At 46.3% G+C, this 23,785-nt stretch carries 24 protein-coding genes; 15 read left to right on the top strand and 9 right to left on the bottom strand.

Annotated elements, in window-relative coordinates:
* Positions 1-55 precede the first annotated feature (55 nt).
* Together NIES208_RS05345 and NIES208_RS05340 are read left to right on the top strand one after the other, a co-directional pair.
* Positions 56-382, top strand: coding sequence for an STAS domain-containing protein (locus NIES208_RS05345; RefSeq protein ID WP_075890472.1), 327 nt, complete (start codon positions 56-58; stop codon positions 380-382).
* A gap of 21 nt (positions 383-403) precedes the next feature.
* Positions 404-724: an STAS domain-containing protein gene (locus NIES208_RS05340; protein ID WP_075890470.1), complete on the top strand. Its 321-nt coding sequence runs from the start codon at positions 404-406 to the stop codon at positions 722-724.
* Between the two features lie 250 nt (positions 725-974).
* On the opposite strand, the gene NIES208_RS05335 is transcribed toward NIES208_RS05340, so the two are convergent.
* Positions 975-2,408, bottom strand: a complete 1,434-nt coding sequence (locus NIES208_RS05335) for a hypothetical protein (protein WP_075890468.1) — start codon at positions 2,406-2,408, stop codon at positions 975-977.
* Between the two features lie 180 nt (positions 2,409-2,588).
* On the opposite strand from NIES208_RS05335, the gene mfd reads away from it, so the two are divergent.
* From mfd to NIES208_RS05300, 7 genes are all read left to right on the top strand, one after another.
* Positions 2,589-6,071 carry a transcription-repair coupling factor gene (gene mfd / locus NIES208_RS05330; RefSeq protein WP_075890466.1) on the top strand — a complete coding sequence of 1,161 codons (3,483 nt, stop codon included), beginning with the start codon at positions 2,589-2,591 and terminating at the stop codon, positions 6,069-6,071.
* Positions 6,023-6,580 carry a DUF29 domain-containing protein gene (locus NIES208_RS05325; RefSeq protein ID WP_235641339.1) on the top strand — a complete coding sequence of 186 codons (558 nt, stop codon included), beginning with the start codon at positions 6,023-6,025 and terminating at the stop codon, positions 6,578-6,580. Before mfd ends, NIES208_RS05325 begins: the two co-directional genes overlap by 49 nt.
* 227 nt (positions 6,581-6,807) lie before the next feature.
* Positions 6,808-8,106 carry a DEAD/DEAH box helicase gene (locus NIES208_RS05320; protein ID WP_075890464.1) on the top strand — a complete coding sequence of 433 codons (1,299 nt, stop codon included), beginning with the start codon at positions 6,808-6,810 and terminating at the stop codon, positions 8,104-8,106.
* Positions 8,107-8,252: 146 nt separating this feature from the next.
* Entirely contained in the window at positions 8,253-9,260 is a 1,008-nt protein-coding gene (gene trpS / locus NIES208_RS05315; RefSeq protein ID WP_075890462.1) for a tryptophan--tRNA ligase, read from the top strand.
* A 40-nt stretch (positions 9,261-9,300) separates the two neighbouring features.
* Positions 9,301-10,212, top strand: coding sequence for a methylenetetrahydrofolate reductase (locus NIES208_RS05310; protein ID WP_075890460.1), 912 nt, complete (start codon positions 9,301-9,303; stop codon positions 10,210-10,212).
* Between the two features lie 40 nt (positions 10,213-10,252).
* Positions 10,253-10,570 carry a hypothetical protein gene (locus tag NIES208_RS05305; protein ID WP_075890458.1) on the top strand — a complete coding sequence of 106 codons (318 nt, stop codon included), beginning with the start codon at positions 10,253-10,255 and terminating at the stop codon, positions 10,568-10,570.
* A gap of 21 nt (positions 10,571-10,591) precedes the next feature.
* Positions 10,592-11,491: a PhzF family phenazine biosynthesis protein gene (locus NIES208_RS05300; protein ID WP_075890456.1), complete on the top strand. Its 900-nt coding sequence runs from the start codon at positions 10,592-10,594 to the stop codon at positions 11,489-11,491.
* Here the strand turns inward: NIES208_RS05300 and NIES208_RS05295 are convergent.
* The 3 genes from NIES208_RS05295 to NIES208_RS05285 form a co-directional block, all read right to left on the bottom strand.
* Positions 11,488-12,216 carry a Stp1/IreP family PP2C-type Ser/Thr phosphatase gene (locus tag NIES208_RS05295; protein ID WP_075890454.1) on the bottom strand — a complete coding sequence of 243 codons (729 nt, stop codon included), beginning with the start codon at positions 12,214-12,216 and terminating at the stop codon, positions 11,488-11,490. The genes NIES208_RS05300 and NIES208_RS05295 overlap by 4 nt on opposite strands.
* A 57-nt stretch (positions 12,217-12,273) precedes the next feature.
* A complete protein-coding gene (locus NIES208_RS05290) occupies positions 12,274-14,019 on the bottom strand; it encodes an ABC1 kinase family protein (RefSeq protein WP_075890452.1) in 1,746 nt (581 codons plus the stop codon).
* A gap of 95 nt (positions 14,020-14,114) precedes the next feature.
* On the bottom strand, positions 14,115-14,444 hold the full coding sequence (locus NIES208_RS05285; RefSeq protein WP_075890450.1) for a DUF6825 family protein: 330 nt from the start codon (positions 14,442-14,444) through the stop codon (positions 14,115-14,117).
* 173 nt (positions 14,445-14,617) lie between these two features.
* On the opposite strand from NIES208_RS05285, the gene leuD reads away from it, so the two are divergent.
* The gene (gene leuD, locus NIES208_RS05280) at positions 14,618-15,211 is read left to right on the top strand and encodes a 3-isopropylmalate dehydratase small subunit (RefSeq protein WP_075890448.1); all 594 of its coding nucleotides are present in this window, start codon (positions 14,618-14,620) and stop codon (positions 15,209-15,211) included.
* A 15-nt stretch (positions 15,212-15,226) separates the two neighbouring features.
* Positions 15,227-15,607: a 6-carboxytetrahydropterin synthase QueD gene (gene queD, locus NIES208_RS05275; RefSeq protein WP_075890446.1), complete on the top strand. Its 381-nt coding sequence runs from the start codon at positions 15,227-15,229 to the stop codon at positions 15,605-15,607.
* Positions 15,608-15,954: 347 nt separating this feature from the next.
* Here queD and recN read toward each other — a convergent pair whose 3' ends face one another.
* Positions 15,955-17,697, bottom strand: a complete 1,743-nt coding sequence (recN, locus tag NIES208_RS05270; protein WP_075890444.1) for a DNA repair protein RecN — start codon at positions 17,695-17,697, stop codon at positions 15,955-15,957.
* Positions 17,698-17,807: 110 nt separating this feature from the next.
* Positions 17,808-18,401 carry a chromophore lyase CpcT/CpeT gene (locus NIES208_RS05265; protein ID WP_075890442.1) on the bottom strand — a complete coding sequence of 198 codons (594 nt, stop codon included), beginning with the start codon at positions 18,399-18,401 and terminating at the stop codon, positions 17,808-17,810.
* A 184-nt stretch (positions 18,402-18,585) separates the two neighbouring features.
* Between NIES208_RS05265 and NIES208_RS05260 the strand changes: the two genes are divergently transcribed.
* The 3 genes from NIES208_RS05260 to NIES208_RS05250 all read left to right on the top strand — a co-directional run bounded on the left by NIES208_RS05260 (position 18,586) and on the right by NIES208_RS05250 (position 20,021).
* Complete coding sequence (locus tag NIES208_RS05260; RefSeq protein WP_075890440.1) at positions 18,586-19,215, top strand: Uma2 family endonuclease; 630 nt, start codon at positions 18,586-18,588, stop codon at positions 19,213-19,215.
* Positions 19,216-19,302: 87 nt separating this feature from the next.
* Positions 19,303-19,626, top strand: a complete 324-nt coding sequence (locus tag NIES208_RS05255; RefSeq protein WP_216349360.1) for a nucleotidyltransferase domain-containing protein — start codon at positions 19,303-19,305, stop codon at positions 19,624-19,626.
* The gene (locus NIES208_RS05250; RefSeq protein ID WP_075890438.1) at positions 19,626-20,021 is read left to right on the top strand and encodes a HEPN domain-containing protein; all 396 of its coding nucleotides are present in this window, start codon (positions 19,626-19,628) and stop codon (positions 20,019-20,021) included. The genes NIES208_RS05255 and NIES208_RS05250 overlap by 1 nt, the downstream gene beginning before the upstream one ends.
* Before the next feature lie 64 nt (positions 20,022-20,085).
* Here NIES208_RS05250 and NIES208_RS05245 read toward each other — a convergent pair whose 3' ends face one another.
* From NIES208_RS05245 to NIES208_RS05235, 3 genes are all read right to left on the bottom strand, one after another.
* Entirely contained in the window at positions 20,086-20,373 is a 288-nt protein-coding gene (locus tag NIES208_RS05245; protein WP_235641338.1) for a PIN domain-containing protein, read from the bottom strand.
* Between the two features lie 118 nt (positions 20,374-20,491).
* Positions 20,492-20,737 carry a hypothetical protein gene (locus NIES208_RS05240; RefSeq protein WP_075890436.1) on the bottom strand — a complete coding sequence of 82 codons (246 nt, stop codon included), beginning with the start codon at positions 20,735-20,737 and terminating at the stop codon, positions 20,492-20,494.
* Between the two features lie 165 nt (positions 20,738-20,902).
* Positions 20,903-21,337, bottom strand: a complete 435-nt coding sequence (locus NIES208_RS05235; protein ID WP_075890434.1) for a DUF29 domain-containing protein — start codon at positions 21,335-21,337, stop codon at positions 20,903-20,905.
* 144 nt (positions 21,338-21,481) lie between these two features.
* Between NIES208_RS05235 and purL the strand changes: the two genes are divergently transcribed.
* Entirely contained in the window at positions 21,482-23,776 is a 2,295-nt protein-coding gene (gene purL / locus NIES208_RS05230) for a phosphoribosylformylglycinamidine synthase subunit PurL (RefSeq protein WP_075890432.1), read from the top strand.
* The last annotated feature ends 9 nt before the right edge of the window (positions 23,777-23,785 follow it).

Raw genomic sequence — 23,785 nt, 5'->3', positions numbered from 1 at the left:
TGCCCAAGTTTTGGTATCGTTAAAAAGTTAGCGCATCTAATTTACCTAGCACTTTATGTCTCCGAATGTCACTGTAGTCAGACCAGCCGATATTTTGGATAACAACAAAGCTGTGAGCTTTCGTCGCCAAATTATCGAAGGAGCCAAACAAGCATCGATGGTGTTGGTAGACTTTAGCCAAGTAACTTTTATGGATAGCTCCGGCTTAGGTGCGTTAGTACTCGCCCGCAAAGAAGTGCGAAATGCAGGCTCCCAGCTTTACCTTTGCTCCCTTAACCACCAGCTACAGATGTTGTTTGAGTTAACGAGCATGGATCAAATCTTTGACATTTTTTCGGATCAAGAAGAATTTAAGCGTCAATATTTAGACCCCCTCGGTTAATTTTTTTGACTCCGCAACGCCATGGATCAACTTAAAACGTTTCACCCAACTGGAATCTTTGACAATATCAAGGTTCTAGAATTTCGAGACGATGTGCTCAAAAGTTTGACCGATGAGGGGAAAAAACACATTCTTCTAAATTTTTCTGGCATTACCTTTATGGATAGTGCTGGTCTTGGCTCTCTTGTGCTCCTCCTCAAAACTGTGCGCGCCCATGGTGGGACGTTATATCTTTGCCATGTCAATCAGCAAATTAAGATGTTGTTTGAGCTGACGAATATGGATCGTATTTTTAAAATCTTTACGACAGAGCAGGCTTTTCTAGAGCAATATCAGGATTAGAGTGGCCACTTTGTGGGCTGATGTTTTAGGTCTTATGGTTGGGACTTAAGGCGAAATATTGAGGATTGCCTGAAACTTTTGCGCCGTTAGGGTTTAACTTGGTGAACTTTAGTGGGCTGCGAACGAAATTACAATATCTTGAGGCTAGGCTGTGACATGCTTTTGCGTGGGTTTAAACTACTGTGAACTAGTTCTGCTGCCAAACGGGGAATGTGCCGTCTTTCGTTGAAATCTCTATTGTTTAATCTTGTCATAATCCGGGCTTCGAGTCTGGGTTGCGTTGGCACAGTCGATAAAATTTCATAATCCATAGTGGCTCGTAATGAAAGGCATACCAGGTGGCAAGGGGCATCATGATTGTGGCTAAGAGAAAAATACAGGCGATTTCTGCTAAGCCTAGGGATAGGTAGTCGTTAGAGAGTCTGACGAGATCGTTGTCGAGTAAACCGCCTTTGCCGACACGGTAGGCGATGCGAAAACTGTTGCTAAAGGTGAGTTGTCCGAAGAAGGAGCAACTTTCGAGAAAGCTAAAGCTTGCTAACATTGCATAGATTGTTTGTTCGCCGCCGACGTAACAGAAATATTTTCCAAGGGCGCAATAGCCGCAGATAAAAATTGCCATGAGTTCGGCGATATGCCCCATGGTGATGATGAGTGTCTGGTGTAGTGGGCTGAGTAGGGAGAGTAAATGGATGACTGTAATGCTGGCTAGGATGATCAGGGTATTGCGATTATGGCGGTACTGGAAGGCTATATAGCTGAGTAAGCCATAGATGGCGATCGCCAAAATTGGGGCTTGGTTGAGGGCAAGGGTAATGCCTCCGCCGAAAATAAAATCAAAGCTGGGTACGGCGGGATAGCCAAATGTCCAGTAGGCTGCGGCATGGCCTAGTTCGTGGACGAAGGTCAGAAAGGCGTTGAGAATAAAGCGACTCAGCGGCACAATGAATATGGCTATGCTGCAACTAATGCCGATGGTTAATGCTTTAAGGGTGTCTTGGGTGGGCGATCGCCGTTGTTTTTGGGGTGAAGGGGAAACAGCAATATTTGTGTCGAAATCATCGTTAGGGTCAAAGGCTTCTTTCCAGAGATATTGTTGCTTTTGGCGATGGTAAACGTTGAGATAGACTTTTTTGATTTCTGGGCTGTCGAGGGCTTGGACAGCGGTTTGAATAACTTGACGACAATGGCGACGGTCAATATTTTTGATGACATTGAGCTTGATTACCAACGCGTTTTTTGTTTGGGTGATCTGACTATGCCAAAGTTGCGGCTCTAGGATTTTTTGTAATTGAACTGCGAGAGCTGAGCGTTTCTGTTGGACTTCGGGTGTCTTTTGAATGAGTGCGAGATTTTCTGAAGATTGTTGTCGTTCTTCTGAAGAAAGTAATCCTTTGGCGATCGCCCATTCCCAGTCTGGTTCGAGTTCTCCAAAGCGAAATCCCGTTGCCGTAATTTTTAGTGTGAGATGCTTTTGCCAGTGGGATTGTAGAGCTTGAAGCTGTGTTTGAATATGCTGTTGGTCTGGCGTTGTTGAGCTTTCAAACACGATGTTGAGCTGTTTTTCTGCGGGGGTTTTAACGATGACTCGGATACCTTGGTCACGAAACTGCGCCTTGAGGATTTCGGCGATCGCCCTTGGATTGCCCCCTTGAGCCAGTCGATAGATCTCGTCAGATTGCACGGCTTTGTTATCCCCCTTGCTATGGTTCTCCTTTTAAATTTAGTGGCTGGATAAAATCTGGTGGCGATCGCCGGGAAATTCGTAAAAAACTCAGCTTATGGATATCAAGTAATGACGCTATGCAGTGGGTTGTATTAAGTTATTAATCTGCGTATCCTTGTTGCCGCCGATTTTGCCCCTATGACCTTTGATTCCGTTGTTCGCTATCTTAGCTGTTCTGCCCTTACTGAAGAGTTCAACCAAAAGCTCATTAAACGTCAAGAAATCAAACTCAGTGGTTTACCTCGCTTACCAAAGGGTTTAGTTAGTTCGGCGATCGCCAATATCCAACAAAAACATCTCTTGGTGGTCTGTGCAACCTTAGAAGAAGCAGGACGCTGGGCAGCACAGCTAGAGGCGATGGGTTGGGGGCAAGTTCTGTTCTACCCCACCTCGGAAGCTTCTCCCTATGAAGCGTTTGATAGCGAGTCGGAAATGGTTTGGGGACAGATGCAAACCTTGTCAGTTATCAGTTATCAGTTAACAGATAACAGTAAAAAGTTGGCGATTGTGGCGACGGAGAAGGCGTTGCAGCCGCATTTGCCGCCGAGGGATCTGTTTCGGAGCTATTGTTTAAGGTTAGAGAAGGGTGCGGAAGTTGATAGTCAGAAAATTGCGGCGACCCTTGAAAGGTTGGGTTATGAGCGCACAACGCTAGTGGAAACGGAGGGGCAATGGACGCGGCGCGGCGATATTGTGGATATTTTTCCGGTGTCGGCGGAATTGCCGGTGCGCCTCGATTTCTTTGGGGATGAGCTGGAAAGTATTCGGGAGTTTGACCCAGCGACTCAGCGATCGCTGGATAAGTTGGAGAAATTGAATTTAACGCCGACTAAGTTTAGTCCGTTGATTGGTCAGGCGATCGCCGACCCGAGTGAGCTAAATCTTACTGATGAGGAATTAGAGCAATGGGAGGAAGGGATTTATCCGGAGGGGATGCAGCGATTTTTGGGAGTTGCTTTTGAGGAAGTCGCTTCGTTATTGGATTATTTGCCCGAGGAAACTCTGGTGGCGATCGATGAGCTGGATCAATGTGTTGCCCACGGCGATAAAACCTATGAAACCATTGATGCTCAGTGGAAACTCATTAATGGTGAACAGACTTTGCCAAAAATTCACCGCACCACACAGGAATCCTTCGATTTACTCAACGATAAATTCCATCGGGTGATTCTGTCGGAGCTGGATGATGTCACGGACAAAGCAATTAATCTGTCCAGTCGTCCCTTGCCTGTCACTCCCCACCAGTTCGGGAAGTTGGCGGAAATTATTCGGGGTAAACGGGAAATTTATAGCACCATCACCCTCGATAAATACAATACGTGGCTGGTTTCGGCGCAACCTTCGCGCTCGGTATCTCTACTCCAAGAACATGATTGTGCAGCCCAGTTTATTCCCAATCCTAAAGATTTTCCCGCCATCGATAAACACCAAATCCAAGGCACGGCGATCGCCTTGAAATATAAAGGTCAGGCGGAATTAGAAGGCTTTATTTTACCGACCTATCGCATTGCCATTGTCACTGATCGAGAGTTCTTCGGGCAACATGCTCTAACGAGTTTTGGCTATATCCGTAAACGTCGCCGAGCAGCGTCGAAAACGGTTGATGTAAATAAGTTGCGTCCCGGTGATTATGTGGTGCATAAAAGCCATGGGGTTGGTCGTTTTCTCAAAATGGAAACATTACAATCCCGTGAATATTTAGCGATTAAATATGCGGATGGTTTATTACGAATTCCGGCAGATTCTCTTGATACTTTATCCCGTTACCGCAAGACTGGCACAGGTCGCCCTCAGCTCCACAAAATGGGCGGTAAAACTTGGGAAAAGACCAAAAATAAAGTCCGTAAATCTGTTAAAAAATTAGCTGTTGATCTCCTCAAAATTTATGCCCAACGGGCGGAGATGCAGGGCAATATTTATCCGCCTGACGCACCATGGCAACAGGAAATGGAGGATTCTTTTCCCTACCAAGCGACTCCTGACCAACTGAAGGCGGTACAGGATATTAAGCGAGATCTAGAAAGCGATCGCCCCATGGATAGGCTCGTCTGTGGCGATGTGGGTTTTGGTAAAACAGAAGTGGCAATTCGGGCAATTTTTAAAGTAGTCACCAGCGGTCATAAACAGGTGGCATTATTAGCGCCCACAACCATTCTGACCCAGCAGCATTACCACACCCTCAAAGAAAGGTTTTCCCCTTACCCTATTAACATTGGTCTGCTCAATCGTTTCCGTACCGCTTCAGAACAAAAGGAGATTATGGAGCGGCTCAAAAATGGTGAATTAGACATCGTTGTCGGCACGCAAAAACTATTAGGAAAAGAGGTCAAATTTAAAGATTTAGGGATGTTGGTTGTCGATGAAGAACAGCGCTTTGGGGTGAATCAAAAGGAAAAAATTAAAGCGTTTAAAACAAAAGTTGATGTCCTAACTTTATCCGCCACACCGATTCCCCGGACTTTATATATGTCCCTTTCTGGCATTCGGGAAATGAGTTTAATTACGACACCGCCACCATCCCGTCGCCCCATCCAAACCCATGTGTCTCGCTACCAACCGGAGGTAATTCGTACGGCACTACGCAACGAGCTAGATCGCGGTGGTCAAATTTTTTATGTGGTTCCCCGCGTGGAAGGTATCGAAGAAATTGCAGCACAACTGCGGGAAATGATTCCGTCTGCAAGGGTGGTGATCGCCCATGGTCAGATGAACGAATCCGACCTCGAAGCAACTATGCTCACCTTTAGTAATGGCGAGGCGGATGTGCTGCTCTGTACCACCATTGTGGAGTCTGGTCTCGATATTCCCCGCGTGAATACGATTATTGTCGAAGATTCCCAAAAATTTGGTCTTTCCCAGCTTTATCAACTTAGAGGACGGGTGGGGCGATCGGGTATTCAAGCCCATGCGTGGTTGCTTTATCCCAGCAAAGGTGAACTTACAGAAAAAGCGCGGAAACGATTACGAGCCTTGCAAGAATTTAGTCAACTCGGTTCCGGCTATCAGCTTGCCATGCGCGATATGGAAATCCGTGGCGTGGGTAATCTCCTCGGCGCAGAACAGTCCGGCCAAATGGAGGCGATCGGCTTTGATCTCTATATGGAGATGTTGCAGGAGTGCATTAGTGAAATTCGCGGCCAAGAAATCCCGCAGGTGGATGACTGCCAAGTGGATCTCAAACTCACGGCTTTTATCCCCGGTAACTACATCACCGACACCGACCAAAAACTTGATGCCTACCGTTTAATTACTAAAGCTAGTTCCAAACCAGAACGAATGCAAATTGCCTCGGAATGGACAGAACGTTACGGTAAATTACCTGCATCGGTGGAGCAATTATTGCAAGTAATTGAACTAAAAAATATGGCTAAATCCCTTGGTTTTTCGCGCATTAAACCGGAAGGCAAACAAAATATTTTACTAGAAACCCCGATGGAAGAACCTGCCTGGAAACTCCTAGAAGAAAAACTCCCCAAACATTTACATTCACGCTTTGTTTACACTTCTAAAAAAGTCACAGTGCGTGGTCTGGGCGTAATGAAACCCCAGCAACAGCTAGATAGTTTGATCGAATGGTTCGGCATGATGCAAGGAGCTCTGGAGGCGATCGCCGCGCCATAGAGCACCTTTTACACTTGGGTAGTGAAATTTTGAGCCGACTGGAGTTGCCGATGACTACGACAAAATCACCAGTGTCAGTAGAACTTTTGTATGAGCAGGATTTTCAATTGTGGCTGGCAGAAAATATCCGGGCTTTAAAAGAAGGCAAACTTTTGGATGTGGATTATCAAAATTTAATGGAGGAGTTGGAAGATATGGGCAGGGGCGAAAAAAATGCCCTTAAAAGTAATTTAAAAATCCTGCTGATGCATCTCCTCAAGTACAAGTACCAGCCAGAAAAAAGAACCAATAGTTGGCGATATACCATCACAGAGTATCGTCAAAGAATATTAGATAGTTTGGAGACTAGTCCTAGCTTAAAAGGATTTCTCACGCAAGAATTTGAGAAATGTTATCTGAATGGCTGTCGTCTGGCTTCTGATGAAACGGGTATCAGTCAAAGTGAATTTCCTGAAAGTTCTCCTTTTGAAATTCTCGAAATTTTAGACTTGGATTTTTTGCCTACATAAAAGGGCGATCGCCCCCTTTCTTTCCTGTCTTTCCAAGCCTTTTTACAACGCAACTAGCCAAAATCCATGCTACTGTTATGGGCTGAGGCTAAGATATAGCCTGTTGCAGCTTGATTAATTGTTGATTCGAGTGATGAGCGCTGCAAGCAAAGCAATAAACCCTATAGCTCTTAAAACTGCATCCTACGCATTTCGGGCAGGGTCGTTTTTAGGAGCACTTTACATCTATGAAATTCCAGACCCTTGGTCTATCAAGCGAAATCCTGCGGGCGATCGCCGACGAAAATTACACCGAAGCAACCCCCATTCAGCAGCAGGCCATCCCCCCAATTTTAGACGGGCGCGATATGCTCGCCAGTGCCCAAACCGGAACCGGAAAAACCGCAGGCTTTACCCTGCCCCTTCTGGAACGACTCAGCGAAACTCCGGTATCCAAAGGCTCCCGTTCTCCCCGCGCCTTGATTCTTACGCCCACCCGTGAGCTGGCCATCCAAGTCAGCGAGAGCGTCAATACCTACGGCAAATACTTACCCCTTAAGCCCGTGGTCATTTATGGCGGCGTAAATATTAAGCGCCAGATCCAAGCCCTCCAGAAAGGGTGCGATATTGTCGTGGCAACGCCGGGAAGGCTCCTTGATCATGTTTTCCAAAGAACGATTGATTTGTCGAAAATTGAGATTTTTGTTTTAGATGAGTGCGATCGCATGTTGGATATGGGCTTTATCCGCGATATTCGCAAAATAATGGCGAAGATTCCCGGCGATCGCCAAACCCTGATGTTTTCTGCCACCTTTTCCTCTGCGATTCAGAAATTAGCCAAAACATTATTAGATGACCCAGTGCAAGTGGAAGTTGCCCCCTGCAATACCGCCGCCGAACAGGTAGAGCAAATGGTACACCTCGTGGATCAAAAACGTAAACGAGAATTGTTATCTCACCTCATTGGCTTTAAAAACTGGCAACAGGTTTTAGTCTTTACCCGCACCAAACATGGCGCAAATCGTTTAGCAAAGCAGTTGGCGCAGGATGGCCTAACCACCGCGGCAATTCACGGCAACAAAAGCCAAGGAGCGCGCTCCCGGGCACTAAAAGAATTTAAAGAAGGGAAAATTCGGGTACTCGTGGCAACGGATGTGGCATCCCGTGGCTTGGATATCGACCAGTTGCCCCATGTGGTGAATTTTGAGTTGCCTAATGTTCCGGAAGACTACGTACACCGGATTGGTCGCACAGGGCGTGCGGGCAACGAAGGACAGGCGTTGTCGTTGGTGGCACATCACGAAAAAACCCTGCTAAAAGACATCGAAAAACTTCTGAACCGTAAGCTAGAAAAAGAAGTGCTGCCCGGTTACGAACCAACGCCAGAATCTGAGCTGGAAACAGAACAAAAACCCAAACGCGGTGGACAAAACAGACAGCGACGCGGTAGCGGTGGTAATAGTCAAAATCGCAAGAAAAGCTATGGCGCAAAGTCTCGTCCTTCTCGTAATAGCCGCAATCAAAAACCCAATTCTTCTAGCCGATAGACGGGGTTAATTGCATTATCAATTTGCGTACGCAAGATGTATTCGAGAAAAGTGCAAAAGGCGATCGCCGCAAACCGGTGCAGCTTTACAGTCCGAAACATTTTGTACGATAATTCGGTGAGCAGACAACGGACGAGCAGCAACAAATGGCACAGCGTATCCTTTCAGGCGTACAACCCACCGGCAACCTCCACCTCGGCAACTACCTTGGTGCGATCCAAAACTGGGTAGAAATTCAACAGGATTACGATAGCTATTTCTGTGTCGTTGATCTCCACGCCATTACTGTGCCCCACGACCCGAAAGTCCTCGCCGACAATACAAGGGCGATCGCCGCACTGTATCTTGCCTGTGGCATTAGCCTCGATCACTCTACTATTTTTGTCCAATCTCATATAACTGCCCATAGCGAACTCGCTTGGTTGTTGAACTGCATTACGCCGTTGAACTGGTTGGAGCGGATGATTCAGTTTAAAGAAAAAGCCCAGAAACAAGGCGAAAATGTCAGTGTCGGTTTGCTCGATTATCCTGTGCTCATGGCTGCCGATATTTTGCTTTACGATGCCGATAAAGTCCCCGTCGGTGAAGACCAAAAACAACATTTAGAACTGACTCGCGACATCGTCACCCGTATTAACGACAAATTTGGCAAAAAGAAAAACCCTGTCCTTAAAATGCCCGAACCCATGATTCGTACAACAGGTGCAAGGGTGATGAGCTTGACCGATGGCACTAAGAAAATGTCGAAATCTGACCCCTCCGAACTGAGTCGCATCAATCTTCTTGATCCGCCCGATGTGCTTAAGAAGAAGATCAAAAAATGTAAAACCGATCAGTTTCGTGGTCTGGAATTTGGGAACGGCGATCGCCCCGAATGTAATAACCTTTTAGGTCTCTACGCGTTGCTCAGCGGACAATCCAAAGAAGCTGTCGCCAATGAGTGCGCCGATATGGGCTGGGGACAATTTAAGCCTCTGCTAACCGATACCGTTGTTGCCGCCCTCGAACCCATCCAGACCAAATACAACGAGCTAACTGCTGATCAAACCTACCTCGACCAAGTGTTGCGTGACGGTCAAGAAAAAGCTGCCACAGTTGCCGATGCGACTCTCAAAAAAGTCAAAGATGCCCTCGGTTTTCTACCCGCCTTGTAAAATAATTAATCACCCTTAGTTAACTTTAGCCATAGCTTCCATGACAACCCGCCTGCGACGCGCCATTGAAAATCGAGAATTTGTGATCACTGCCGAAGTCGCTCCCCCGAAAGGTGGAAACCCAGCCCAGATGCTGGCAATGGCAAGGTTACTCAAGGACAAGGTGCATGGCGTTAATGTTACCGATGGTAGCCGCGCCGTAATGCGTATGGCTTCTATTGCCGCCTCAACTTTATTGCTGCAAAACGGTGTTGAACCAATTTTCCAGATGGCCTGCCGCGATCGCAATGTGATCGGACTCCAAGCAGATCTGATGGGTGCTCATGCCTTAGGCTTGCGGAATGTTCTTGCGTTAACCGGCGATCCTGTTAAAGCTGGGGATCACAAAAAAGCGAAAGCTGTCTTTGATTTAGAGTCGGTACGTTTACTGAAGCTCATCACCAAATTAAATGATGGTCAAGACTTTAACGGCAAAAAATTACCCGACGGTGAACTCGACCTATTTGCCGGGGGAGCCGTTGATCCTCAGCTGAAAAGTTGGTACACCATCGAATCACGGTTTGCGAAAAAGGTAGAGTCTGGTGCAAAGTTTTTTCAGTCGCAAATGATTACAGATTTTGTGCGCTTTGAAGAATTTATGGAGCGTGTGGCGGCTCAGCATAATGTTCCGGTTCTCGCTGGCATCTTTCTATTGAAATCAGCTAAAAATGCGCGTTTTATCAATCGTTGCGTTCCCGGTGCACAGATTCCTGATGGCATTATTGAGCGTCTTGACCACGCTGAAAATCCCCTAGAGGAGGGCATAAAAATTGCGGCGGAACAGGTGAAAATAGCAAAAAATCTATGTCAAGGTGTGCATTTGATGGCGGTGAAACGAGAAGATCTCATTCCTAAAGTTTTAGAGCTGGCAGAGACCTCGATCACAGTCAAAAGTGAGCCTGTTTTGATCTAATTGTCTTAATGCCGTTAATCGGGGCTTCCCACAGACAACGATGGATCAATTGATTATTAATCTAATACTGCTGTTTTTTATTCTGGTTTTCGTCGGTGCGGTTTGGTTGTTGTGGTTAGAGCTATCGAGGCAACAGCGGCGTAAAAAGGGCGCAATCGTACTGCTCAATCAGCCTAAACGGCGTTCTTCTAATCGTGGTCAGGATTCTGCTTTAAGGAAACAACTCATCCGTCTACTCCATGGCGATCGCCAAGCTGTTGAAAGGTTAATTTATTCGGCGCAACTCAAGCAACCGGGTAAATCTGAGGGGTGGTATGAAGAAAAAGTGCTCCAAGATTTAGAGCGTGATCGCCGTTAATTTTCCCTGTATTAAACTTCTATGAATCGATACTCTTTTTACACGTTAGATGTTTTCACCGAGCAGATTTTCGGTGGTAATCCTTTGGCTGTTTTTCCGCAGGCTAAAGGTCTTAATGCCCAACAAATGCAGGCGATCGCCCAAGAATTAAATTTGTCTGAAACGGTTTTTGTTTTGCCATCGGAACAGGAAGACTGTGACTTTAAACTGAGGATTTTTACACCCCGCACGGAACTGGAATTTGCAGGACATCCGACTGTGGGTACAGCTTATTTATTAGCCCATATCGGTTTAGTAAAACCTGATTTATCTTGTGTCAATTTAGAGGAAGGTGTGGGCAAAGTGCCTGTCTCTTTAACTTGGCAAGATACTTCGGTTGTTAGCACTGCGCTCCAAGCGGCTCAACTACCTGAATTTTCTGATGTGTCGCCAATACTTGATGCTGCCAAATTATTAAATCTCAGCGCGGAACAATTACATCAAGAGTTATTGCCTGCTGTTATTTCCTGCGGCCTACCGTTTTTGTATATTCCTTTGCGCGATCGCCATGCCGTTGATGAGAGTGCTTTGAATCAAACTTTTTGGCAAGAGACATTACAAGGGACTGATGCTGCCAATGTTTATATTTTCGCTGTAGAAGGCGATCGCCAGATTTACGCGCGGATGTTTGCACCGGGTCTTGGCATTGCAGAAGATCCGGCCACCGGTTCTGCGGCAACATCCCTTGCTGGTTATTTGTATCGCTACTTAGATAGCAGTGCTGGAACCCAAACTTGGCAAATTGAGCAGGGCGTAAAAATGGACAGACCAAGCAAACTCACGCTGACGTTCTCCGCTAGCGAATCGGCTGTCACGAAAATTCAGGTGGGTGGAGCCTCAGTTTTGGTGAGTCAAGGAGAAATGATCGTCCCTGAACTCTAAGCTGCTTCTTCGCCGATAATTACGACAGTAACGTTGTCAGAGCCGCCATTTTCTTTTGCTGCTTCCACTAAATTAGTAGCAGCTTTTTCCGGAGTGTCGCTAGCTTCTAAAATCGATTGGATTTGGTCATCTTCGACTTCTTCCGTCAATCCATCACTACAAAGTAAAAGGCGATCGCCCGCTTCAAGCTCAATGGTATCAATCTCAATTTGATAAAGATCCTTGCGACCAAGGCACTGGGAGAGGACATGCCGCCAAGGATGTACCTTTGCTTGCTCTGCCGTAATGTCACCCACCTTCATCGCCTTACCCACCCAAGTATGGTCTTCCGTGAGCTGTTCGAGGCGATCGCTATTAAAACGGTACAAACGCGAATCGCCCACATGGGCACGCCACACCTGCTTTTGGCGGAAAATCACGACAACAGCCGTCGTTCCCATATCCTGTCGTTCTGGGTGCTCGACTTGATCAACCAAGATCGCTTCATTGGCCTCTTTAATCACCGCCTTCAGCAGCTCATCGGATTTGTCTGAAGATTTCCAGCGAGCTTCTAACGTTTTGCGGATGGTTTCTGCGGCAATACGGCTCGCTTGTTCACCACCAGCATGGCCGCCCATGCCATCAGCGACGATAAAAAAACGTCCCTCAGGATCAAAGTAATAAGAGTCTTGGTTAGCGGAGCGTACCAACCCCGGATCAGTCAGACCCGTAAAATGGCGTTTCATAAGCGTTTGTTTTGGGGAACGTATCAATCAATTTTGCACTGAGTCTAGCGGATTTGCTCAGAGTTTTCGATCATAGCGATCAAGTCTTTTGAGTAGTCGCCAGAGGATTCCTGCCGGAAGTAGGGCGATCGCACCAATAACAGCCGCTGGTATGAACGACTGATTCACAAATAACAGCGTAGCAGACAAAATTAGAGCACAGAGAATTAGCGTATAATTCGTTGCCAACTGCATACCGCTAATTTTACGGAGCAGCCGATCCGACTCCTGCGATCGCACCCGAATCCGAATATCACCCCGGTCTAATCGCTCAATCGTATCCTCAATGCGCCTCGGTAGCCCCAAGGTCGAAGTACCCAGTTGGGCAGCCTGCTTGCCAAGCTGGTCGATGATACTGCTGCTACTCGGTAAATTTTCACTCATCACTTGTAGGGCAAATGGCTGTGCCACCGCCATAAAATTAAAATCAGGATCTAGTCCTTTCCCAACCCCTTCAATGGTGGAAAAAGCCCGCATTACAAAGGTAAACGTGGCAGGAAAACGGAAGGGCTGATCATAGGCAATCTCGTAGAGATCGTCACTTATTGCAGTGATGGACTGGGCATCGAAGGGCTTATCCATGAAGTTGTCCAACATGAATTGCACCGAGCGACGCACTGGCCCCATGTCATTGGTCGGTTGTAGTGCTCCTAAATTAACAAGGGAATTCACCACACGATCAGCATCTTTTTCCGTAACACCCATCATGGTTTCCATCAAGCCTTCTTTTACGTTGGCTTTGATTTCGCCCATCATGCCAAAGTCATAGAAAATCAATGCGCCATCGGGACTGACTGCCAGATTGCCAGGGTGGGGATCGGCATGGAAAAAGCCATCGTTTAAAAGTTGCTGTAAATAGGCTTGGGCACTGAGTTTTGCTAGTTCTTTACGCTCTAGACCCGCTGCATCAAGGGCTTCGTAATGGCTGATTTTGATGCCGGGCATATATTCCAAGGTCAGTACACGGGGCGAAGCATAACGCCAGAAAACCTTTGGGACTTTTACCCAGTTGGCATTGCGGAAATTGCGGCGGAAGGTATCGGCACTACGTCCTTCGCGGAGATAATCGACTTCTTGCCACAAAATACGGCAACATTCTTCGTAAATGCCTAACCAATCGCGATTTTTGCCCCAGCGGGGATGGTTCTGGAAGTAAAAGGCAATTTTTTTGAGAATGGCTAGATCAACGGTAAATAGTTGCTTTAAACCGGGGCGCTGCACTTTAACTACGACTTCTTCGCCACTGTGGAGTTGAGCTTTATGGACTTGACCTAGACTGGCTGCGGCTAGGGGCGTTGGATCAAAGCTATAGAACAATTCGTTGAGGGGTTTATCGAAGTCTTCTTCAATGAGCTTTTTGGTTTGCTCGAAGGAAAAAGCTGGCACGCGGTCTTGGAGCTTTGATAGTTCTTCAACGTATTCGGCTGGAAAAAGGTCGGCGCGGGTCGAGAAGAGTTGTCCTACTTTAATAAATGTCGGGCCGAGTTCGAGAAAGCTTTCTTTAATCCAGCGGGCTTGAATTTTCTGGCGATCGCGTAATTTTTCTTCGGTAAAGCCACCGCGGTATGTCCATTTCTTTGAGTTGCGAATGAGCTTGAAAATTAGGGTCAGGACAAATACCCAAATATCAAACCGTCGCCGATTTTTTGAATAATTCCCGCGATTCCAACGATAGGCAGATTTTGCTTGCTCGAGCTGAGAAGCTGTTGTGGCGGACGATTTTGATGCTACCGCTGAGTTTACTTGGGGAGAAAATGCTGACACAAAGATAATTTGCCTATCGAAGGATTGCTTGTGATTGAAATAAAAGTGGCGGGTTCGGGGGCGATCGCTGCGGGATATCGCGGCAACTGGGAAATTTAGTTAGATTGGCGATCGCGGTATTCGCGTAGTTCTGCTTTTAGGGCGGCAATTTCTGCGCGGAGATTGTCAATGGTTTCTTGAAAATCTGTAGAATCATCATCGTCAATGCTGATGGTGACGGGCTTGCCTGCATCGGGATTTCGTTTGATTTCCCGTTCGGCTCTGGCTTGAAATTCTTCGTTAAATTCTTTCACCCATTTGTTTCGCTCAGCATCAAGTTTACCGAGATCACTGAGGACATCGGTGAGGCTCGTTTCGACTTTTTCCTTGAGCACTTCTGCGAAAACGCGGCTGTAAGTCAGGGCTTGGTAGAGAGGATTGCTCATAGGGGGGACGCAACATTTCTTAATAGGCTTCGTAACAAATTATATCTACTAAATCGGTTTTCGGCTGTGGATTTCAGAACAGTGGGCGATCGCCGCAATGATGCCGAGATAATTTCCAAGGACAGTGGAGGCATATGCTAAATTAACAATCTCTCTTGGTTCTAACTGGCGAAATGAGTAGCGAAATCAAACAAGTTTCAGGCAATGGCATCGCGTTACGCGGTAATGATATTGATACAGACCGCATTATTCCCGCAAGGTTTTTGAAATGTGTCACCTTCGATGGTTTGGGAGAGCAGGCCTTTGCGGATGATCGCCAACAGATGGATGGTCGTCACCCCTTTGACCAAGGGCAATTTCAACGGGCTAGCATCCTCGCGGTAAATCATAATTTTGGTTGTGGTTCTTCCCGGGAACATGCGCCCCAAGCTCTTTTAAAATGGGGGATTCAGGCCATTATTGGTGAAAGTTTTGCGGAAATCTTTTTTGGCAATTGCCTCGCTAATGGTGTTCCCTGTGTGACGGCAGATGCTGCAACGGTGGCGGCGGTGCAAGGGTTTATTGAGGCAAATCCAGAGACTGAAATTATCGTGGATCTCGAAAAATCTGAGATTGTTTGTGGTGACTGGTCAAAGCCCATTAGCCTTGGGGAAGGGGCGCGACAGGCGTTAATTAATGGCACTTGGGATAGTTGCGGTCAACTGGTGACAGGGGCGGCTGAGATTGCCGCAACGGCGCAGCAGCTTCCTTACATTGCTTGGGCATAATGTTTGGCTTTCCCTATGGAACAGTGGCAACTTTATAAGGAATTTCGCTTTGAGGCTGCCCATCGCCTCCCCCACCATGACGGCAAATGTGCGCGTCTCCATGGTCATAGTTGGGTTTGTCGGGTTTATATTAGGGGCGATCGCCTCATTGAGAGCGGTGCAAAGCAGGGCATGTTGATGGATTTTAGTGATCTCAAATCCTCCATGAAACCTTTGCTAGAGGATTATCTGGATCATTATTACCTCAATGAAACTCTGGAGATGGAAAGTCCGACCAGTGAGGCGATCGCCAAATGGATTTATGAGCAATTAGAAGCCAAAAAATTAATGGGTTTATGTGCTGTCGAAATTCTTGAAACCTGTACATCTGGCTGCATTTATAGCCGTCCTAAATAACGTCAGTTATGGATAAGAATGTAGCCAAAATTCTCTAGAGAAAAAGAGACGCGGAGAGGGAAAGACACGGAGAGGTAAAGACATTGAGAGGTAAAGACATTGAGAGGTAAAGACACGGAGAGGGAGAGACACGGGGAAGCCACGAAAATTTGCATTTTTTGAAAGCTAGTAGGATTGTTTGCATAGAAACATCTCCCGATCTCTCGCTCTCCCATTCACCGCGTCGTACTTCCGAGCATGCTTAAGCAAAACTCACGTTAAATAGTACTGAGGCAAATGGGAAACTTCCAAGTCCCCCTTACAAAGGGGGATTTAGGGGGATTATCCACCAACTGGGCAACCTAGCGTCATTTTGATTGGGTAACTTTGATTTTTTGTTCTTCGGCTTGGGATAAAAGGGACTCTGCAAAGGAAATCGCGTCATCTGCTGAATTTCCACCGGTCAGTTGAGCCAGTTCGTCGCGACGGTTTTGTAATTGTTCTAGCTGATCCACTGTCACAATGGTGCGGGGTTCTTTGCCGTTTTGTTTTTGTTTCACCACTTTTTTCGCCACGCGGAAATGGGCATCGGCCATGGCCGCAATCAGGGGTTGGTGGGTGACGCAAAGCACTTGGTGGAATTGGCTGAGTTGGTGGAGTTTGGTGGCGATCGCCTGGGCGACTTTACCGGAAACGCCTGCATCGATTTCGTCAAAAACTAAGGTTTTAGAAGTATTTTTTTTCTGGGTGAAACAGGCTTTGAGGGCGAGGAGAAAACGGCTCATTTCACCGCCAGAGGCAATTTCCGCGAGGGGTTGCACCGCTTCGCCGGGGTTCGGACTAAAGTAAAAAGTCACCAAATCTGCGCCCGTGGCAGTCGGTTTAACTGGTGTCAGACGACATTCAAAAATCACCTTCTCCATCGCCAGCGGCTTTAATTCTTTGACCAGTTGTTTTTCGAGTTTGGTCGCCGCTTTTTGACGCAATGCCGTCAGTTCACTACAAAGATTTTCGAGGCTCTCCAATTTCAACTGGCAGGCTTGCTCTAACTCTTCAATGGATTGACCACCGCCTGTAAGTTCTTCCAATTCCCCCTGAAGTTTTTCTCGATAGGCGATCGCCTCTTCTAGGGTTGCGCCATACTTGCGGCAAATTTGTTTCAGTTCGCGGATTCGTTCTTCGATTTGGGCAAGGTGCTCAGGATCGGTGTCCAGACTATCGCCGTAGGTACTAATTTGATGTCCGGCTTCCACTACTTCGGTGAGGGCATTGCGCACCATCTCTAAAATGCTTTCCAGTTGAGGATCGTATTCCGTCATTTCTTGGAGTAAATTTTCCGCATCACCCAACAAATCCGCTACGGCAGGATTATCGCCGCCGTCGTTTTGATAGAGAATCTGGTTAGTTTGGTAACTAAGCTGCTGCAACTCCACCACATGGGACAGGCGATCGCCGTCATTTTTTAGCTCGTCCAGTTCGTCAGGATTTTCTAAATTCGCTTCGTTCAGCTCTTGCAGTTGATATTTGATCAGATCTAAGCGCTGCAACCGTTCCTGTTCGCTAGTGCGCCGTTGGTCAATCAGCCGTTTTGCCGCTAAATAGTCTTGGTGGGCGATCGCCACTTTTTCTACCTGTTTTTGTAACTTTGTGCCACCATAACTGTCCAGCAAAATCCGTTGCCGCTCAGGGATCATCAGCTCAACAGTTTGACCCTGCGCCGTAATTTCCACCAAATGTTGTCGCAAATCCGCCATCAGCGATTGGTTGAGCACAACACCATTCACCCGACAGCGAGAACGCAACGAACTTTTCCCGACGCTCAATTCACGGCTGCACACCACCGTTTTATCGTCGAGCGCATCAATTTCCTGTTGCCCTAGCCATTTCTCCAACTCTGGCGTGCTAGAAAAAGTTGCTTCAATAGACGCACGATCGCAACCAGTCCGAAGCATGCGAGCATTGGCCTTACCCCCCAGCGCCAAATCAATAGCATCGAGAATAATCGATTTACCCGCGCCCGTTTCTCCGGTAAGCACCATCAGGCCTGCCCGCCAATCTAGTTCGAGGCGATCAATTAGCGCAAAATTTTCGATTCGCAGCAGACACAACATATATTCTCTAAAAACAGCGAGAGCGTTAGGTGATTATTATGACTGAATTTTTGGCTTCCCAACGACGAAAGGGCGATCGCCGCCCTGACCTTTATTTAAATCACCTTTATTTAAACCACCTCGGACGAAAAATCCTTAATCTTCTTAAATTCAAACGCACCCGCTAGCGAACCCCACACAATTTCATCGGTTTCTGGGTCACGTCCCCGGTCAATACTAATGAGATTTTTCTCGGTAATTTCAAAGCGATTGTCGAGATAACTTTCACGATTGTTGCGGAAAACCTTGCAACCACGACCTTCCTGCACGACTCCCTTAAATGCGCCATTTTCAAAAGTCACAATCATGTCACAACCAGGCATTGGCTCAAGGTCAGCCATCGTCACCGACTTGAGAATACTAAGGTCGCGGGAAGCACCAAAAAATTTTTCTTTGATCTCTTCTTTCGGTTTGTAGTGAACCAGCTCCAGATGATCATCGACAGGTTTCACTTGAAATGCCCGCAAACGATAAGGATTACCTAAATCCGAGCTGTAGGCTTGCTCTAAAAACAATCCATAACCACCAAAAAAATCCTGAGGCATTGGGCGCATACAAACTTTGATATGGGCAAACAAAGCCGAGTTTGCAAGGGCTTGGTCAAAGTTAGAAAATTCGCCTGCCATCCAACTGGTCAGGGTTTTGGCATCGGTAGAGTGAGTCATGGATCTGTAAAAGCTATTCTTTCAAAATAAGAGTTTTATCACCTGTGGATTATGCTCGTTTAGGTTATGCGCTTGCAACTGATACGCCCCAATCGATAATCTTCGCTACAAAAAGGGGCGATCGCCACCACATAAAAACCGTTGATAAACTAAAAGCAGCTCAAAAAACTTTTGGTTAGAGCCGATGAAAGCATTGCAAATACTACCAACAACTTATTTTCCTTGGGCTGTAGATTTATCGGTATGTGTACCTGATGGGAAAGTGAGTGAAGAGCAATTCTATGCGTTTTGTCAAAACAATCCAGACTTACGTATCGAACGTCTAGCGACTGGTGAGGTAATTGTTATGCCACCAGTGTTTTCGGATACCAGTAATCGAAATGCAAAAATCGCTCAACAAGTTGGAAATTGGGCAGAAAGTGATGGAATGGGTGAAGTGTTTGATTCCAGTACCGGATTTACCTTTCCAAATGGTGCGATTAGATCACCGGATGTTTCGTGGATTTTGCTTGAGCGCTGGAATCAACTATCCGATGAACAGAAAGCTTCCTTTGCACCCATCTGTCCTGATTTTGTAGTGGAATTACGTTCTTCCAGCGACACTTTAACCAGCGACACTTTAAAAGGTTTGCAGGAAAAGATGGCTGAATATATTGAAAATGGCGTGCGCTTAGGTCTTTTAGTGGATCGCAAAAATAAAACTGTTCATGTTTATCGTCCGGGGCGATCGCCACAAATTTTTGAAAATCCTGAAACGGTTGATTGTTCCCCTGAGCTTCCCGGTTTTTCCCTCAAGCTGAAACGAATTTGGTAAAGAGAAAAGGGCAATCACACGTCAATATGATTTTGTCTGAAGCCACTAAAATAGAGTTGCGACAGCTCTTCGTTCTGGAAAGACCTAATGCTGAGTCAAAAAGAATTTTTGCAACGTATAACCCAAGAAGTAGAAAGCATTTCACCAAATGCCGAAGTTTTTTTGTATGGTTCTCGCGCCCGTGGTGATGCAACAGAAGAGTCTGATTGGGATTTGCTTATTTTGGTTGATGGAAAAGTCAATCAGCAGCTAACGGATAACATTCGACATCATTTATATGAGATTGAATGGGAAACAGATACTGTCGTTAGTTCGATCATTCGCAGTAAACAGCTTTGGCATACTCCAAAATTTCAGCAAACTCCTTTTTATCAGTCTGTTAAATCTGATGCGATCTTGCTGTCAGCCTAATGTCTAAAGAGATTATTCAATATCGTTTGGATCGTGCAGAAGAGACATATCAAGCAGCTCAATTCTTAGCGACTATCAAAAACTGGAATAGCTGTATTAATCGTTTGTATTACAGTTGTTTCTATGCAGTGTCTGCACTACTGCTCAAAGATAGTTTATCCTCTCCAAAACATACGGGGGTGCGGAGTCTTTTTAATAAAAACTATGTCAAAACTGGCATTATTTCTAAAGATTTAGCGAGACTCTACAATGATCTGTTCGAACGCAGACATGAAGCGGATTATGCAGATTTTGTTGATTTTGACGAATCTGAAACTATTCCTCTACTTCACAAGACAAGAGTTTTTCTCAATGAAGTGAGTAAGACGATCGCCACAAATCCTCGAAAATCCTGAAACGGTAGATTGTTCCCCTGAGCTGCTTGGTTTTTCCCTCAAGATGAAACGCATTTGATAAACGCTATTTACCTCGCCAATTTTCAAGTTTCAGATCTGGGACGCGTTCAAATTCCCGTTGATTTGCGGTGACCATAATGAGGTTATGTTCTAAAGCCGTGGCTGCAATCAATACGTCATATGCACCAATGGGTTGACCTTTTGATTTCAAAGCTGCGCGAATCTGGGTTGCTTGTTCAGCTGTTTCATATCTAAAGGGAATGGTACTAACAGATTCTACAAAACTGGCGATCGCCGATTCGATTTTCTTGGCGCGTTGTGGATTGAGTGCCAGTCCATAGCGCAACTCCATTACCGTAATTGTGGAAACAGCAATTTCAAGAGGAGATGTCTTTTTTAGTCCTTCTGTGGTTCCGATTTCACCCTTAATATAATAAAATCACTAATCACACAAGTATCGAGCAAATATTTCATTCAAATAACTCGACTTCGGGAGGAGGCACAAGATCTTCTCGGTGAGATTCAAAAGCGGGAAACTCAGAATCGCCATAAAAATCAAGAATTTCTTGTGGCCACTGAGTCATGACAGTAGGGACTGTTTGGGTATTTTGTCGCAATGTCTGCAAAATTAAAGTTTGAAGAGGAAGTTTGGATTCTGATGCTTTGGCTATCAGTTCTTTTTCGAGATCCGCTGGTAAGTCAATAGTGATTTGCATATGACCCTCCTTTTGTATTCATTGTAGAGGCTTGGTTAAGAGGGCGATCGCCGTAAATCCTCGGAAATCCTCAAACTGTAAATTGTTCTCCTGAGCTTCCGGGTTTTTCTCTCAAAATGAAACGCATTTGGTAGAACGAAAAGAAGAAGGGCGATCGCCTCCCAATTAGTCATTCAATTTCACTTCTTCGAGTAAACCTTTTGATGTGTTGAGAAAAGGATATTCTTGCGGGAATTCAACATCATATTCAATGCACATATTGGCTACAGCTTCTCGATAGCAATCCAGATAAATTTCTTCCAGTAAATTGCCCAAACTAGGAGAATCTGCCAACAAGTCTTTTAATTTAGATTGGGTTCTGCGGATCGTCACTTCCCAGCCTCGATAACAATTGGGCATTGGCACATAATGACGTTTTAAAAGATGTTCAAATAATGTAATTAAACGACTTTTTAGTTCTCGCCTATCTCGTTTCCCCAAGGATTCCACCTCGTCTATTAAATGCTCTAGATCAAGTTCCGAAAAATTTCCTGCTTTTAATTTCTCAACCGTGCTCTCGATCCAGATTACAAAATCTTGTTCGTAGAGAATCTTTTCCATCTGAGTTGACCTGCTGAAAACTCCTATCGATCATCATAACCACAAACTTAAGCAACACAGGCGATCGCCTTTCTCTATCCTGATCAATCCATCCCCTGAAGCCGATACAATATCTCTGTTACAGAAACTATTGATGCAGAACCCATGACCACTTGCCCCTTCACTCCCGCAGAAATCGCCTCAGAAGGACTCAAGCCCGAAGAATACGATGAAATTGTGAGCCGTTTAGGTCGCCATCCTAATCGTGCTGAGTTGGGAATGTTTGGAGTGATGTGGTCTGAGCACTGTTGTTATAAGAATTCTCGGCCTTTGCTTTCTGGGTTTCCGACTGAGGGCGAGCGAGTTTTAGTTGGCCCCGGTGAAAATGCTGGTGTAGTCGATATGGGGGATGGTCTGCATCTCGCGTTCAAAATTGAATCCCACAATCATCCGTCGGCTATTGAACCATTTCAAGGGGCTGCAACTGGGGTGGGTGGTATTCTCCGCGATATTTTTACGATGGGTGCGCGTCCCATTGCCGTCCTCAATTCCCTCCGTTTTGGTAACCTCGATAATCCCCAAACTCGCCGCATTTTTGAAGGGGTCATAGAGGGTATTTCACACTATGGTAATTGCGTGGGAGTGCCGACAGTTGGTGGTGAAGTCTATTTTGATAAGGCTTATTCTGGTAATCCTCTGGTGAATGCCATGGCGATGGGGTTGATGGAAACCGAAGAAATTATCAAATCGGGAGCCTACGGAATCGGCAATCCTGTTTTGTATGTGGGTTCCACAACGGGACGTGATGGCATGGGCGGTGCAAGTTTTGCTAGTGCGGAGCTGACCGATGATTCCATGGACGATCGCCCGGCTGTTCAAGTGGGTGATCCTTTTACCGAAAAATCATTAATTGAAGCTTGTTTGGAAGCATTTAAAACGGGGGCAGTGGCCGCGGCTCAGGATATGGGGGCAGCGGGTTTAACCTGCTCCACAGCGGAAATGGCAGAGAAAGGAAAAGTTGGCGTATTGCTCGACCTCGATAAAATTCCTGTGCGCGAAACAGGCATGGTTCCTTACGAATATTTATTGTCGGAATCCCAAGAGCGGATGTTATTCGTCGCCCACAAAGGCCGTGAACAGGAACTCATTGACATTTTCCACCGTTGGGGCTTGAAAGCAGTTGTGGCGGGGGAAGTCATTGAGGAACCCATCGTTAAAATCATGTTTAAGGGTGAAGTTGCCGCAGAAATGCCTGCCAGCGCGTTGTCCGATGACACGCCTATTTATCACCATGAGTTGATGGCGGAACCGCCCGAATATGCTCAAAAAGCAGCGGCTTGGTCTGTGGATGCTTTGCCGAGTTGCGATGAAAAAGGCATTGATGGCAAGACTTGGAGTGAGGTGTTGTTGACCTTGCTGGATGTGCCGACGATCGCCTCCAAAAAATGGGTATATCGTCAATATGATCACCAAGTGCAAAACAATACAGTGATATTCCCCGGTGGTGCAGATGCGGCGGTTGTCCGTGTGCGTCCTGCGAATGGTAAGCCCGATGATTCGACTATTGGAGTGGCGGCTTGTACTGATTGCAATCCCCGCTATGTTTATTTGAATCCGCTGGAAGGGGCAAAAGCAGCGGTGGCAGAAGCAGCCCGCAATTTAAGTTGTGTTGGTGCAGAACCTCTGGCGATCACAAATAATCTCAATTTTGGCAGTCCCGAAAAACCCATTGGTTATTGGCAATTGGCGAATTCCTGTAAGGGCATTTCCGAAGCTTGTCGCGCGTTAGATACGCCGGTGACGGGCGGTAATGTTTCCCTCTACAACGAAACCCTCGATAGCGATGGCAAACCTACACCGATTTATCCGACTCCTGTCATCGGTATGGTGGGACGTGTGGAAAATATCGGCAAAGTTTGCGGTCTGGCGTTCCAAAATTCTGGTGACAAAATCTATCTCCTCGGCACAAAAGCGGCGGTTACTCTCGGTGGTTCTGAATATCTCAATACCATCCATGACACCGTTGCAGGCATTCCGCCCCAAGTTGATTTTGAGCTAGAAAAAGCCGTCCAAAAAGTTGTGCGTGATGGCGTGGCTGAAGGGTTACTCAGTTCTGCCCATGACCTTGCAGAAGGTGGTTTTGCTGTGGCGATCGCCGAGTCTTGTATTGGTCAAGGTTTAGGCGCAACCGTGAATATTGAAGCCGGGGGCGATCGCCTAGACACAACCCTCTTTGGTGAAACCTGCGGTCAAATTTTGGTGTCAGTTTCTGGGTCAAATCAAGCCGCCTTTGAAGCCAAACTCAACGCGGCGATCGCCGCTAACTTTAAACAAATTGGTGAAGTCACAAACTCCGGTTCTCTCGTGATTAATTCTGGTGAAACCACGCTAATTAATGTTTCTGTAGAGGCAATGACTGAAAACTGGAGTCAGGCGATCGCCCGTCGTTTACATGCTTAATTGTTGAGC

Source organism: [Limnothrix rosea] IAM M-220, assembly GCF_001904615.1.
In the GTDB taxonomy this organism is placed as follows: domain Bacteria; phylum Cyanobacteriota; class Cyanobacteriia; order Cyanobacteriales; family MRBY01; genus MRBY01.
This window is presented reverse-complemented; position numbering and strand designations above follow the sequence as displayed.

Excerpts from the sequence above, each read along its gene's own strand:
- leuD (WP_075890448.1), top strand. The coding sequence starts at position 14,618 with ATGAGTAGCGAAATCAAACAAGTTTCAGGCAATGGCATCGCGTTACGC.
- NIES208_RS05285 (WP_075890450.1), bottom strand. The coding sequence starts at position 14,444 with ATGAGCAATCCTCTCTACCAAGCCCTGACTTACAGCCGCGTTTTCGCA.
- NIES208_RS05305 (WP_075890458.1), top strand. The coding sequence starts at position 10,253 with ATGGATCAATTGATTATTAATCTAATACTGCTGTTTTTTATTCTGGTT.
- NIES208_RS05255 (WP_216349360.1), top strand. The coding sequence starts at position 19,303 with ATGCTGAGTCAAAAAGAATTTTTGCAACGTATAACCCAAGAAGTAGAA.
- NIES208_RS05310 (WP_075890460.1), top strand. The coding sequence starts at position 9,301 with ATGACAACCCGCCTGCGACGCGCCATTGAAAATCGAGAATTTGTGATC.
- NIES208_RS05240 (WP_075890436.1), bottom strand. The coding sequence starts at position 20,737 with ATGCAAATCACTATTGACTTACCAGCGGATCTCGAAAAAGAACTGATA.
- mfd (WP_075890466.1), top strand. The coding sequence starts at position 2,589 with ATGACCTTTGATTCCGTTGTTCGCTATCTTAGCTGTTCTGCCCTTACT.
- NIES208_RS05235 (WP_075890434.1), bottom strand. The coding sequence starts at position 21,337 with ATGGAAAAGATTCTCTACGAACAAGATTTTGTAATCTGGATCGAGAGC.
- NIES208_RS05260 (WP_075890440.1), top strand. The coding sequence starts at position 18,586 with ATGAAAGCATTGCAAATACTACCAACAACTTATTTTCCTTGGGCTGTA.
- trpS (WP_075890462.1), top strand. The coding sequence starts at position 8,253 with ATGGCACAGCGTATCCTTTCAGGCGTACAACCCACCGGCAACCTCCAC.
- NIES208_RS05295 (WP_075890454.1), bottom strand. The coding sequence starts at position 12,216 with ATGAAACGCCATTTTACGGGTCTGACTGATCCGGGGTTGGTACGCTCC.
- queD (WP_075890446.1), top strand. The coding sequence starts at position 15,227 with ATGGAACAGTGGCAACTTTATAAGGAATTTCGCTTTGAGGCTGCCCAT.
- NIES208_RS05245 (WP_235641338.1), bottom strand. The coding sequence starts at position 20,373 with ATGGAGTTGCGCTATGGACTGGCACTCAATCCACAACGCGCCAAGAAA.
- NIES208_RS05250 (WP_075890438.1), top strand. The coding sequence starts at position 19,626 with ATGTCTAAAGAGATTATTCAATATCGTTTGGATCGTGCAGAAGAGACA.
- NIES208_RS05325 (WP_235641339.1), top strand. The coding sequence starts at position 6,023 with ATGGTTCGGCATGATGCAAGGAGCTCTGGAGGCGATCGCCGCGCCATA.
- NIES208_RS05345 (WP_075890472.1), top strand. The coding sequence starts at position 56 with ATGTCTCCGAATGTCACTGTAGTCAGACCAGCCGATATTTTGGATAAC.
- purL (WP_075890432.1), top strand. The coding sequence starts at position 21,482 with ATGACCACTTGCCCCTTCACTCCCGCAGAAATCGCCTCAGAAGGACTC.
- NIES208_RS05340 (WP_075890470.1), top strand. The coding sequence starts at position 404 with ATGGATCAACTTAAAACGTTTCACCCAACTGGAATCTTTGACAATATC.
- NIES208_RS05265 (WP_075890442.1), bottom strand. The coding sequence starts at position 18,401 with ATGACTCACTCTACCGATGCCAAAACCCTGACCAGTTGGATGGCAGGC.
- NIES208_RS05320 (WP_075890464.1), top strand. The coding sequence starts at position 6,808 with ATGAAATTCCAGACCCTTGGTCTATCAAGCGAAATCCTGCGGGCGATC.
- recN (WP_075890444.1), bottom strand. The coding sequence starts at position 17,697 with ATGTTGTGTCTGCTGCGAATCGAAAATTTTGCGCTAATTGATCGCCTC.
- NIES208_RS05300 (WP_075890456.1), top strand. The coding sequence starts at position 10,592 with ATGAATCGATACTCTTTTTACACGTTAGATGTTTTCACCGAGCAGATT.